We start from the raw sequence: 13,274 nt of genomic DNA, 5'->3' as shown, positions 1-13,274 counted from the left end.
CATTTTCAGAGAATTAAGTATAATAAAATAGGGAATATTACCAATCGAACATGGGGGGTTAATTTTAATGACTAAGTTAGATGAAACATTAAGTATGCTTAAAGATTTAACAGATGCTAAAGGTGTGCCTGGGAACGAAAAAGAAGCAAGAGACGTCATGAAAAAATACATAGAGCCTTTTTCTGATGAAATTATAACAGATGGTTTAGGAAGCCTAATCGCTAAGAAAGTTGGAGATGAAAACGGTCCTAAAATCATGGTTGCTGGTCATCTTGATGAAGTTGGCTTTATGGTCACTCAAATTGATGAAAAGGGATTCCTCCGTTTTCAAACAGTTGGTGGTTGGTGGTCCCAGGTTATGCTGGCTCAACGTGTAACGGTAGTGACAGATAAAGGGGATGTCACTGGGGTAATTGGTTCGAAGCCGCCACATATTCTACCGGCTGAAGCTAGAAAGAAACCAGTAGACATTAAGGATATGTTTATTGATATTGGTGCTTCTAGTCGTGAAGAAGCAAATGAATGGGGCGTTCGACCAGGGGATATGGTCGTACCATATTTTGAATTTACCGTAATGAATAACGAAAAAATGTTATTAGCAAAAGCTTGGGATAACCGTATTGGTTGTGCCATAGCTATTGATGTTTTGAAAGGATTAAAGGGTGAGAATCATCCTAATGTTGTATATGGTGTGGGTACGGTTCAAGAAGAGGTTGGTTTAAGAGGAGCGAAAACATCAGCTACACTCATTCAACCTGATATCGCTTTTGGAGTTGACGTTGGGATTGCCGGGGATACACCTGGAATTTCTGAGAAAGAAGCACAAAGCAAAATGGGGAAAGGTCCTCAAATTATTCTTTATGATGCATCAATGGTGTCTCATAAAGGATTAAGAGACTTTGTAACCAATGTTGCAGACGAAAACAATATTCCGTACCAATTTGATTCCATTGCAGGCGGAGGAACAGATTCTGGTGCCATTCACTTAACGTCTAATGGGGTTCCAGCTTTGTCCATAACCATTGCAACACGCTATATTCATTCTCATGCAGCAATGCTTCACCGTGACGATTACGAAAATGCAGTAAAGCTAATTACAGAAGTGATTAAACGTTTAGATCGTGACACAGTAAACACGATAACATTTGATTGATTAAAAGAAAAGCGGAACCGCCTTGCAGAGGATGAAAGGCTAAGATCGCCACGACCTGTGGCAACGCCTTTCTGCCCTACATCCTGTGGGCCTCCGACAAGCATAAGACAAGTCACATAGAAAGGGTGCCTTTTCCCTTTCTATGTGGCTTGACTTATGTCTCGAGGAGCTAGGGCTGGAGCTGGACAGGATAAATCAATTCGTAACATTTCAATCTATTATGTAAAAAAAAGTTGACCCGCATAGGGCCAACCTTTTATTTTAATCCTTCTTCAATCGTTTCTAATAGCACTTTTTGTTCTTCTTGACTGGCATGATTCCAGAATACTTCAAGTAGTACGCCAAGTCCTGGAAGTGTTTTTTCTTCTCCGCCTTGAATAGCATCCACAATTGTAGCTTTAAGCTCTTCTTGATTATTTCCTTGAACATTATGAATAACAGCATTTCGTAAGTTAAGTCCCATCTTCACGATTCCTTTCTACATTGAATTTGATTCCTAGTTATTTTTCTCTTGTCTTAATTTATTATGTATAAAGAATCATGTATAATGTAAATTCAGTTATGTTGGCCCATAATAGAAATCGTACTGTAATAAAAGGAGAGAACCTTTTTGAAGTATATACAATCGGCAAAAAACGCTCAGGTAAAGCAATGGAAAAAGCTTTTAACCAAAAAAGGAAGAGATGAATTTGGTACATACTTATTGGAAGGCTTTCATCTTGTAGAGGAAGCATTGAAATATAAGGAAGACATAGTTGAACTCATTATGAATGAAGAAGTTGACCTTCCACATTCTTGGGACTATGATGAAGTCTCCATTACAATGGTTTCCAAAGAAGTCGCAAAAGCTCTTTCAGATACGGGAACCACTCAAGGTGTGTTCGCCATTTGTAATAAACAAAGTAAAACTGTTAAGCCCAATCATGGAACTTATTTATTATTAGACGGGGTACAAGACCCTGGTAATATCGGCACTATGATTAGAACGGCTGATGCGTCTGGAATTGACGCAGTAATTCTTGGAAACGGGACAGTCGATTTATATAATCCAAAATTGTTACGTTCGGCACAAGGAAGTCACTTTCATCTAAACGTTTTTCATGACGATATTAGTGGATGGATAGAAGAATGTAAATCCATGGGTATTCCGATATATGGAACATCTCTAGAGGATGGAGTAGAATATCGATCTGTATCACCACAGAAATCATTTGCCCTCATTGTTGGAAATGAAGGCAATGGTGTCTCAGAAGAAATTTTACAGAAAACGGACCAAAATCTGTATATTCCAATCCGTGGACGGGCAGAATCATTGAATGTATCTGTTGCAGCCGGGGTTTTACTATACCATTTGAAAAATTAGGTATCAGAAAGCTGAAAAGGGTTTGAATTTTTTTGAAATCTTTTTTATAATAAAACAACATCATATATTGAATTCTATAACGTGAACAAAACGATGATGGAGAAAAGTAGTCCATTGCCTTTCATTTAGGGAGAGAGTGTCATAGACTGAGAACACTCTTATGAAAAATGTACGAACATTCACCTCCTGAGTTGACACCGGGACCATTCCATATTTAGGGGTGTAAAGGTGTACCGGCGAACAGCCGTTATCCGAATGAAGTGAGTATGGGTGAAAGAACCTATACTAAAAAGGGTGGTACCACGATCACAACCTCGTCCCTTAACTGGGAGGAGGTTTTTTTATTTGTCCAAAAACTTCAAACAAACACGTTTAGAATATCTAAAGGAGGAAGAATGTAATGGAGGCAAAACTTAAGGAACTTCAATCAGAAGCTTTAAGCAAAATTGAAGAAGTTCAGGATCTCAAAGCCTTAAATGAAATCAGAGTTGCCTATTTAGGAAAAAAAGGTCCAGTAACTGAAGTTTTAAAAGGGATGGGGAAGCTTTCAGCAGAAGAACGTCCGAAAATGGGAGCTCTTGCCAATGAAGTAAGGGGAGCGATTTCAAGTAAAATTGAAGAAAAGTCGGCCACTCTAGAAAAAGAGGCTGTCGAGAAAAAACTTCAATCAGAGACCATTGATGTAACATTACCAGGTCGACCTGTCCGCAAAGGTAATCACCACCCCTTAACAAAAATTGTTGAAGAAATTGAAGATTTATTTATTGGAATGGGTTACACCATTGCAGAAGGACCAGAGGTTGAGAAGGATTACTATAACTTTGAAGCATTAAATCTACCTAAAGGGCATCCGGCCCGTGATATGCAGGATTCATTCTATATCACAGAAGAAATTCTCCTGCGTACACATACATCACCGGTTCAAGCAAGAACGATGGAATCACATAAAGGGAAAGGCCCTGTAAAAATTATTTGTCCTGGGAAAGTGTACAGACGTGATACAGATGATGCTACGCACTCGCATCAATTCATGCAAATTGAAGGGTTAGTCATTGATGAAAATATTCGAATGAGTGACCTAAAAGGAACACTCCAAGTTTTTGCTAAAAAAATGTTTGGAGTGGAACGAGAAATTCGTTTGCGTCCAAGCTTTTTCCCGTTTACAGAACCATCTGTTGAGATGGATATCTCCTGTAAAATTTGCGGAGGTAATGGATGTAATGTATGTAAGGGGACAGGCTGGATTGAAATTCTTGGAGCAGGAATGGTCCATCCAAATGTTTTAGAGATGGCAGGATTCGATTCTAAAAAATATACTGGATTTGCATTCGGAATGGGACCTGAACGGATTGCCATGCTGAAATATGGGATAGATGATATTCGTCATTATTATACGAATGATGTTCGTTTTATCAAACAATTTGCCACAGAAGAATAAAGAGAGCGGAGGGTTAATGTATGTTTGTTTCATATAGTTGGCTTCAGGATTATGTTGATTTACAAGGAGTCTCCCCTGAAGACCTAGCAGAAAAAATAACGAGAAGTGGTATTGAAGTGGAGGGTGTCGAAACAATTGGAAAAGACATCAAGAACGTTGTCATCGGTCATGTTTTAAAATGTGAACAGCATCCAGATGCAGATAAATTAAATATATGTATGGTCGATGTGGGTGAAGGAGATCCGGTTCAAATCATTTGTGGTGCACCTAATGTGGCAAGTGGACAAAAAGTTGCTGTTGCAAAGGTAGGAGCTGTCTTACCAGGAAACTTCAAAATTAAAAAAGCAAAGCTTCGTGGAGAAGTATCGCACGGAATGATCTGTTCTCTTCAAGAGCTTGGTGTTGAAAGCAAACTTGTTCCAAAAGAGCATGCTGAAGGAATTTATGTATTCCATGAAGAGGCTGAAGTGGGGGCAGATGTTGTTCAAGAGCTAGGTTTAGACGATGCTGTATTGGAGTTAGGACTGACACCTAACCGATCAGATTGTTTAAGCATGATGGGTGTCGCCTATGAAGTAGGGGCGATTCTTGGTGTTGGAATTAAAAAACCATCAACAAAGCATAATGAAACATCTGAAAAAGCTTCTGACTATATTTCTATAGAAGTCGATGCAAAAGAAGACAACCCACTGTATGTAGCGAAGATTATAAAAAACGTAAAAATTGGCCCTTCACCATTATGGATGCAAAATCGTTTAATTGCAGCAGGAATTCGTCCCCATAATAATGTTGTTGATATTACGAACTATATTTTATTAGAATATGGACAGCCGTTACATGCGTTTGACTATGATCGATTAGGTTCTAAAGAAATTCTTGTGCGAAAAGCAAATGAGGGTGAAAAGATCACTACCCTTGATGATGAAGAAAGAACATTAAAGAGCTCGCAGCTACTGATTACAAATGGTCAAGAGCCAGTTGCTTTAGCTGGAGTAATGGGTGGGGCAAATTCTGAAGTACAGAATGATACAACAACCATTCTGATCGAATCTGCTTATTTCAAGGGATCAACAGTACGTTCCGCTTCAAAAGATCATGGCTTAAGAAGTGAGGCAAGTACTCGCTTTGAAAAAGGGGTAGATCCTTATCGTGTAAAAGAAGCAGCAGAAAGAGCTGCCGCTTTAATGGCGGAATATGCAGGTGGAGATGTTGCCTCTGGATCTGTTGCTTTTGATCAATTAGATATTCACCCTCAAGTAGTATCCATTACACTTGAAAAAATAAATTCGACTTTGGGCACAGATATTTCAGCTGAGGAAGTAGAGCAAATCTTCAAACGTCTTCAATTTCCTGTTGAGACGAAAGAAAATCAATTTACTGTGACAGCACCGACGAGACGTGGCGATATCACGATTGAAGAGGATTTACTAGAAGAAGTTGCGAGGCTCTACGGATATGATCGTCTTCCAGTAACACTTCCAGAAGGCGAAGCAACACCTGGTGGATTAAGCTCCTATCAACAAAAACGAAGAGTCTCTCGCCGTTATTTTGAAGGGGCAGGACTTCTTCAAGCTGTTACCTATTCCTTAACAAGTGATAAAAAGGCAACACAATACGCCATTGATCAGCGTGAGCCAGTTCGTTTGGTTATGCCAATGAGTGAAGAGAGAAGCAACCTCCGTTTAAGTATCATTCCACAGTTGCTAGAAGTCGTCTCTTATAATATTGCTAGAAAAAATGATGCATTAGGCTTCTATGAAATCGGTTCGGTTTTCCTTAATGAAGGAAAAGATGTACTTCCAACTGAAGAGGAGCATATTGCAGGAGTCCTAACTGGAAAGTGGTATTCCCATGCATGGCAGGGTGAGAATAAGGATGTAGACTTCTTTGTTGTAAAAGGGATTTTAGAGGGATTGTGTAAAGAGCTTGGAATAGAGGAGGCTGTTACTTACCGACAAGCAACAATAGATGGCTTCCATCCAGGTCGTACAGCAGAAATTTTAGTTGATGGTGAAGTAATTGGATTCGTTGGTGGAATTCATCCAGAAGTTGAAAAAGAGATGGACCTGAATGAAACATATGCATTTGAACTAAAAGCTTTGCCATTATTCCATTACGAAAAGGCACCGCTTCAATATCAACCAATTCCTAGATTCCCTTATATCACTAGGGATATTGCTCTTGTGGTTGACCAGGATGTCAAAGCAGGAGAACTACAATCATTGATAAAAGAAACAGGTGGAAAGCTATTAAAAGAAGTGACTTTATTTGACCTTTATCAAGGTGAACACATGGAGCCAGGAAAAAAATCACTAGCTTATTCACTTAAATACTTCGACCCTGAAAGAACATTAACGGATGAAGAAGTAGTGAAAGCTCATAATAAAGTATTAGCTGCTGTAAAAGATAAAGCAGGAGCAGAATTAAGAGGATAGAAATAGAAAAACCAGACCTTTTTGGAATGTTGAAGGTCTGGTTTTTATTTTTTATCAGCCAATGCCTATCTCCTAGCCAAATGAATCGCTTTCTCACTATTAGCGAAATGCCATTTCGTCATACTTTTTAAGTGGTCGATTCCGTCGCTTCGAATGATTTTTGCTGCAGCGATATCCACTTGCTTCCCTGCCCCTTTTGGTAAAGAAAGTCCTACTTTCTCACTTAATTTATCAAATTCTCTTAAAAAAGCGTAACGGGCAATTATAGATGCAGCAGCAACAGAAAGATGGACACTTTCACCTTTAGTACTGAAGAAGACTTTTTCTCTTTGAATGATCTTTTGACCGGCAATATGCTTATAGTATGTGTTCTTCTCAACAAATTGATCAATCAATATCGCTTCTGGTTTTTCCGGGGAAATTTTATCTAATAAATTCAAAATTGCTTTATTATGAAGCAATGCTTTCATTTTTCCTTGTGTCATCCCTTTTGCTTGTAGTTCATTATATTTTTCATTATGTAGGATAAGTAAACTATAAGGAATTGTGACAATCAGCTGCTTGGCAATCTCAATAATCTGTTCATCCTTTATATTTTTAGAATCCTTTACCCCTAATTCTTTTAGTAAAGCCATTTGCTCTTTTTTTACATAAGCGCTGACTACGGTAATCGGACCAAAGAAATCTCCTGTACCGACTTCATCCGATCCAATAACCGATAGCTTTGCAAAGCCTTCAGGAAGATGGGAAGGCTGTTGTTTAGGGGCATTAATGGATTTTGCGGTTCCATCTCCCCATTTTCCCGCTTCAATCTCCCCATTTGATCCCTGAAATAACACCTTACCAGACTTATAGGCAGTAATTGTGCACCCGGTTGGTTTAGCTACAAAAACAGACCCAGGTGGCTTTTTATCGGATAATGTTGATTTATAAAAATGAATCATTTCTTCAATAATAGCTGGTTTACATATTAATACTGTGTTAGCCATTTTACTCTCTCCTTTCCTTCAATCTCCTTAATTTAAACATAATTTGACTTTAGACGACAATTTCTTTCCATAATAAAAAGTTTCATGTTATGATATTGTTTAGGATTCTTAAGATTGGAGGCACTCTGAGTTGTCTAAAGAAAGAAAAAACAGAACAACAGTTGATATATATGGACAGCAATATGTCATTGTAGGAATTGAGTCAACAAGTCATATGCGTCATGTAGCTTCACAAGTAGATGATAAAATGCGTGAAATGAGCTCCTTGAATCCTTCCTTAGATACTAGTAAACTAGCGGTATTAACAGCTGTTAATGCTGTGCATGATTATCTTAAGCTTAAAGAAGAATATGAGCTTTTAGAAAAAGAATTAAAAAACCTAAAGGATTGAACACTATGCTCGACTTAGCCCTTCTAGTAATATTAGTCATCGGATTTTTTATCGGATTAAAACGTGGCTTTATCCTTCAACTAATACATATGACCGGATTCATTGCTGCTTTTATCATAGCATACATGTATTATGATCAACTCGCACCAAAGCTAACCCTGTGGGTTCCTTATCCAGTTCTTGATAAGCAATCCACATTAAACATGATTTTTGAGGGGGCTAATTTAGATCAAGCTTATTACCGTGTTATTGCTTTTGCCCTTATTTTTTTCGCGGTGAAAATTGTTTTACATTTAGTAGGGGCAATGCTCGATTTTCTTTCACATCTCCCGATTATTAAACAGTTAAACGTTTTTGGTGGAGGCATATTAGGCTTTATTGAGGTTTACTTAATGATCTTCATCTTATTATATATTGCTGTGTTATTACCAATTGAATCGGTTCAAAATCTGATAAATGATTCCGCTATAGCAAATATGATGGTTCAGAACACACCGATCCTATCAGAACAAGTGAAAGAATGGTGGATTGAATACGTCAAGAAACCATGATGATTATATGAGGCTGACCCACAAGGAGGCTAGAACCATGATGTTCATTCATGTATAGAAGATGCTTCTCAAGCTTTTCTTCTATAGATCGAAGCTCTGGTTCCTGACACCATGGGAAAGCCTCTTTTTCTATCCTTAAAGCCTTGACGGCCTCCTTAAAACTAACTCTTTCCCTCTAAAGTTTTTCAATTATTTATGTAATCTGATAGTATTATTATTGGTGACGTCTTGAATAATAGTACATATATATTGTAGGTGATCATAATGAAAGCTAATAAAAAGGATATCATAAAATTACTTGAACAAATTGCTATTTATATGGAACTAAAAGGGGAAAATTCCTTTAAAATATCCGCTTTTCGAAAAGCGGCAGCAGCACTAGAAAATGATGATCGAAGTTTATCTGAAATCGATAACTTTACCTCATTGAACGGAATTGGAAAGGGAACTGCGGCTGTTATTGAAGAATTCATTAAAGAAGGCACATCCTCTGTCTTAAAGGATCTTCAACAAGAAGTTCCCAATGGATTAATTCCATTACTTAAGCTTCCAGGGCTAGGAGGTAAAAAAATTGCAAAGCTTTATAAAGAATTAGGCGTTGAAGATATAGAGGATTTAAAAAAGGTCTGTATTGAAGGAAAAGTTCAGATACTGGCAGGTTTTGGAAAGAAAACAGAAGAGAAAATCCTTTATGCGATTGAAAATGTTGGATCAAGACCGGAGAGACTTCCATTGGCGTATATGCTTCCAATTGCAGAAGAAATTGAAAAACAATTAGTAAAAATGGAAGGCATAATAGATAGTTCTCGAGCTGGAAGCTTAAGGCGAATGAGAGAAACGGTCAAAGATTTAGATTTTATCCTTTCCGTCAAAGACCCCTTAATGGTGAAAGAACAACTTCTCAAATTACCTCGAATCAAAGAAGCCATCGCTTCTGGTGATACTAAGGTTTCCTTAATATTTGATTACGATTGGGAAGTTTCTGTCGATTTTAGGCTTGTGAAGCGTGACGAATTTGCTACTGCTCTACATCATTTTACCGGTTCTAAAGATCATAATGTTAGAATGAGACAGCTCGCTAAGGATAGAGGCGAAAAGATTAGTGAATATGGTGTAGAAATAATTGAAACCGGTGAGATGATTACTTTTGAAACCGAGGAAGAATTTTACGGTCACTTCGAATTGGCTTGGATTCCACCTGAACTTCGAGAAGATGGAACAGAGGTCGATCATTTTAATAGTAGGGATAATATAATTTCTTTGTCTGATATTAAAGGAGATCTTCATATGCACTCTACATGGTCAGACGGTGCAAATTCGATTGAAGAAATGATCGAAGCTTGTAGAAGGAAAGGCTATAAATACATGGCTATTACAGACCATTCACAATATTTACGTGTCGCTAATGGTTTGACGAAAGAAAGACTCCTTCAACAGCATGATGAAATTAAAAAATGGAATGAAAAATATGACGATATTGAGGTCCTATCTGGAATCGAGATGGACATTCTACCTAACGGTGAATTAGATTATGATGACGAGGTTCTATCAAAGCTTGATCTAGTCATTGCATCCATTCATTCGAGCTTCTCACAGCCAAGAGAAAAAATTATGGAGAGGTTAAAGAAAGCTCTTACAAATGCGCATGTGGATATTATTGCACACCCTACAGGTCGTATTATTGGACGAAGAGATGGCTATGACGTAGATATTGATTTGCTAATAGAATTAGCGAAAGATACAAACACGGCCCTAGAATTGAATGCCAACCCTAATCGACTTGATTTATCTGCAGACCATATTTATGAGGCACAGGAACGTGGCGTCAAAATTGTCATTAATACAGATGCACATAGTACTAGTCACTTAGAGTTTATGGGAATAGGTGTTGGGACAGCAAAGAAAGGCTGGATTAGAAAAGATACGGTGATCAATAGTTATGAAACAGATGAACTACTTTCGTTCCTAAAAAGGAATGAGCGGTAGATGTAAGAGGAGGAAGTACTCCATGAATGAGAAAGCATTAAGAACATTGGAGTTTGATAAAATAAAAGAACAATTACATCAATATACGGCTTCATCGCTTGGTAAAACAAGAGTCGATGAAGTATCACCATCAACTTCTTTAGATGAAATTATTGAGATGCAGAATGAAACAGATGAGGCTGCAAAGGTTTTGAGGTTAAAAGGACATGCCCCTTTGGCAGGGATTCATAATATTAGACCACATATTAAGAGAGCTGAAATTGGTGGAATCCTTAGCCCGATGGAGTTTGTTCAAATTGCAAGCACCATTCATGCTAGCAGGAAATTTACTCTTTTTATCGAAGAAATGATAGAAAATGAAATAGAATTGCCTATCCTTGAATTAAAAACAAATCAAATGGCTGTGTTGACCCCATTAGAACATCGAATTAAACATGTTGTAGACGAAAATGGGGAGATACTAGATTCTGCTAGTGAAACATTACGCCAAATACGAAGCTCACTTAGAGCAAATGAAAATAGAGTAAGAGAAAAGTTAGAAAGAACGATCAGGTCGAACAACGCACAGAAGATGCTTTCAGATGCCATCATTACAATTCGTAATGAACGATATGTGATTCCTGTTAAGCAAGAATATCGAGGACATTATGGTGGGATTATTCATGATCAATCTTCATCGGGACAAACATTATTTATTGAACCGGAAGCCATTGTCACTCTTAATAATCAATTGAGAGAGCTACGCTTAAAAGAGCAAGATGAAATCGAAAGAATCCTTTTTGAGCTTACACAAGAAATTAATGAATCAGGAACTGAATTACAAACCATTGTTAGCATTATGGCAGATATCGACTTTATGTTCACGAAAGCGAAGTTTGGTAAATCCATCAAAGGAACAAAACCTTTAATGAATGACAAAGGTTATATTAAGCTTAATAAGGCAAGGCATCCACTTTTGCCAATGGAAGAAGCGGTGGCGAATGATATTGAATTAGGGAAAGATTTCTCATCGATTGTGATAACAGGACCGAATACAGGGGGGAAAACGGTTACATTAAAAACGGTTGGATTATCAACACTAATGGCACAATCAGGCTTGCAAATTCCATCACTTGATGGTTCAGAAGTAGCAGTGTTCCAGTCGATTTATGCCGATATTGGAGATGAGCAATCTATTGAACAAAGTTTAAGTACCTTTTCTTCCCATATGGTGAACATCGTGGGGATTCTCGAAAAAGTCGATCATGAAAGTCTCGTCTTATTTGATGAACTAGGTGCTGGAACCGATCCACAAGAAGGTGCGGCACTCGCAATTTCTATATTGGATGAAGTTCATTTAAGAGGTGCAAGAGTAATAGCAACGACCCATTATCCAGAGCTTAAAGCGTATGGATATAATCGTGAGGGCGTAGTAAATGCAAGTGTAGAGTTTAATGTGGAAACATTGAGTCCTACATATAAGCTTTTAATCGGTGTGCCTGGACGAAGTAATGCCTTTGAAATATCGAAACGATTAGGGCTGAAAGATAAAGTTATTGAGAGAGCGAAAGCACATATTGGAACAGATAGTAAAGAAGTCGAAAATATGATAGCTTCTTTGGAACAAAGCAAACGTGATGCAGAGAAGGAACGTTTAGAAGCAAATGAGCTATTAAAACAAGCTGAGAAGTTTCAAAAAGATATGCAAAAGCAGATGATGGAATATTATGATAAAAGAGACAGCATGTATGAAAAGGCTGAACGCAAAGCAAGTGATGTGGTAGAAAAGGCAAAAGCTGAAGCGGAAGGAATTATTCGTGATCTGCGAAAAATGAGATTAGAGAAAAACGTAGATATTAAAGAGCATGAATTAATTGATGCAAAGAAGAGAATGGAAAGTGCAGCACCAACATTAGAAAAGTCACGAACAAAAACAAAAGCGAAAACGAGTAATCAGCAACTGAAGCCAGGTGATGAAGTGAAAGTTCTAACTTTTGACCAGAAGGGTCATCTCGTTGAGAAGGTATCAAATTCGGAATGGCAAGTACAAATGGGGATCATGAAAATGAAAGTGAAAGAAAAAGACTTGGAATTTATTCAGTCTCAACAAAAAGTAGAAACAAAGCCACTAGCAACAGTAAAAGGGAAGGACTACCATGTTGGACTTGAACTTGATCTTCGCGGAGAAAGATTTGAAAGTGCCCTGTCAAAAGTAGAGAAATACTTGGATGATGCTACTCTAGCTGGCTACCCTAGAGTTTCCATTATTCACGGAAAAGGAACAGGAGCATTGAGACAAGGTGTTCAAGAATACTTGAAAAACCATCGTTCCGTTAAGAAAATTCGTTTCGGTGAAGCAGGAGAAGGCGGGAGCGGAGTAACTGTGGTAGAATTTAAGTAACGATTGAAAACCATTTTAAGAGGAGTCAAATGAATTTATGGGAAACTTTTGGGAAAATGAGTTTGTCCAAACAGCTGGAAACTATAGTGTCGTTATATTATTTCTTATTCTATTTTTGTCCGTCTTCGAACTTGTAACGAAATATCGTAATTGGGAAGAGATTAAAAAAGGAAATATTGCTGTTGCTATGGCGACAGGTGGGAAAATCTTTGGAATTGCAAACATTTTCAGGCATGCTATTTCTGAAAATGACAGTTTGTTAACAACAATTGGTTGGGGGATTTTTGGATTTGTTTTATTATTAATTGGCTACTTTATTTATGAATTCTTGACTCCGAAGTTTAAAATAGATGAAGAGATTGAACGTGATAACAGGGCTGTTGGTTTCATTTCCCTTGTTATTTCAGTAGGGCTTTCATACGTAATTGGAGCAGGAATATCTTGAGGAGAGAATAATGGAAACACTAGCTAAAATATTATTGTTTTTATGCGGAGGATTTTTACTCATTGGAGTCATTTATATGGTATTTCTCACATGATGCTAAGGGCTGATTTTAATAATCAGCCCTTATTTTATTTTGGGAATTT

At 37.7% G+C, this 13,274-nt stretch carries 11 protein-coding genes and 1 other annotated feature; of the genes, 9 read left to right on the top strand and 2 right to left on the bottom strand.

Annotation, left to right across the window (positions count from 1 at the left end):
• Window positions 1-67 precede the first annotated feature (67 nt).
• Window positions 68-1,153, top strand: a complete 1,086-nt coding sequence (locus tag JOC86_RS06970; RefSeq protein ID WP_205169446.1) for a M42 family metallopeptidase — start codon at window positions 68-70, stop codon at window positions 1,151-1,153.
• Between the two features lie 256 nt (window positions 1,154-1,409).
• Here the strand turns inward: JOC86_RS06970 and sspI are convergent, their stop codons facing one another.
• Complete coding sequence (gene sspI / locus JOC86_RS06965; protein ID WP_205169444.1) at window positions 1,410-1,616, bottom strand: small acid-soluble spore protein SspI; 207 nt, start codon at window positions 1,614-1,616, stop codon at window positions 1,410-1,412.
• Window positions 1,617-1,763: 147 nt separating this feature from the next.
• On the opposite strand from sspI, the gene JOC86_RS06960 reads away from it, so the two are divergent.
• From JOC86_RS06960 to pheT, 3 genes are all read left to right on the top strand, one after another.
• The gene (locus JOC86_RS06960; RefSeq protein WP_205169443.1) at window positions 1,764-2,516 is read left to right on the top strand and encodes a TrmH family RNA methyltransferase; all 753 of its coding nucleotides are present in this window, start codon (window positions 1,764-1,766) and stop codon (window positions 2,514-2,516) included.
• A gap of 84 nt (window positions 2,517-2,600) precedes the next feature.
• Window positions 2,601-2,841, top strand: a binding site (T-box leader).
• A 75-nt stretch (window positions 2,842-2,916) separates the two neighbouring features.
• Window positions 2,917-3,954 carry a phenylalanine--tRNA ligase subunit alpha gene (gene pheS / locus JOC86_RS06955; RefSeq protein ID WP_205169441.1) on the top strand — a complete coding sequence of 346 codons (1,038 nt, stop codon included), beginning with the start codon at window positions 2,917-2,919 and terminating at the stop codon, window positions 3,952-3,954.
• Window positions 3,955-3,974: 20 nt separating this feature from the next.
• Window positions 3,975-6,389: a phenylalanine--tRNA ligase subunit beta gene (gene pheT, locus JOC86_RS06950; protein WP_205169439.1), complete on the top strand. Its 2,415-nt coding sequence runs from the start codon at window positions 3,975-3,977 to the stop codon at window positions 6,387-6,389.
• Between the two features lie 65 nt (window positions 6,390-6,454).
• Here pheT and rnhC read toward each other — a convergent pair whose 3' ends face one another.
• The gene (gene rnhC, locus JOC86_RS06945) at window positions 6,455-7,378 is read right to left on the bottom strand and encodes a ribonuclease HIII (protein WP_205169437.1); all 924 of its coding nucleotides are present in this window, start codon (window positions 7,376-7,378) and stop codon (window positions 6,455-6,457) included.
• A gap of 130 nt (window positions 7,379-7,508) precedes the next feature.
• Between rnhC and zapA the strand changes: the two genes are divergently transcribed.
• The 5 genes from zapA to JOC86_RS06920 all read left to right on the top strand — a co-directional run bounded on the left by zapA (window position 7,509) and on the right by JOC86_RS06920 (window position 13,131).
• Complete coding sequence (gene zapA, locus JOC86_RS06940) at window positions 7,509-7,769, top strand: cell division protein ZapA (protein ID WP_205169435.1); 261 nt, start codon at window positions 7,509-7,511, stop codon at window positions 7,767-7,769.
• 5 nt (window positions 7,770-7,774) lie between these two features.
• Entirely contained in the window at window positions 7,775-8,320 is a 546-nt protein-coding gene (locus tag JOC86_RS06935; protein WP_205169433.1) for a CvpA family protein, read from the top strand.
• 264 nt (window positions 8,321-8,584) lie between these two features.
• Window positions 8,585-10,306, top strand: coding sequence for a DNA polymerase/3'-5' exonuclease PolX (polX, locus tag JOC86_RS06930; protein WP_205169431.1), 1,722 nt, complete (start codon window positions 8,585-8,587; stop codon window positions 10,304-10,306).
• 22 nt (window positions 10,307-10,328) lie between these two features.
• Window positions 10,329-12,686, top strand: coding sequence for an endonuclease MutS2 (locus tag JOC86_RS06925; RefSeq protein ID WP_205169429.1), 2,358 nt, complete (start codon window positions 10,329-10,331; stop codon window positions 12,684-12,686).
• A 37-nt stretch (window positions 12,687-12,723) separates the two neighbouring features.
• Window positions 12,724-13,131 (top strand): DUF350 domain-containing protein, encoded by a 408-nt coding sequence (locus tag JOC86_RS06920; RefSeq protein WP_205169427.1) that lies wholly within the window; start codon window positions 12,724-12,726, stop codon window positions 13,129-13,131.
• Window positions 13,132-13,274 lie beyond the last annotated feature (143 nt).

Origin of the sequence: Rossellomorea pakistanensis, assembly GCF_016908495.1 — a bacterium.
GTDB classification, from domain to species: Bacteria; Bacillota; Bacilli; order Bacillales; family Bacillaceae_B; genus Rossellomorea; species Rossellomorea pakistanensis.
This window is presented reverse-complemented; position numbering and strand designations above follow the sequence as displayed.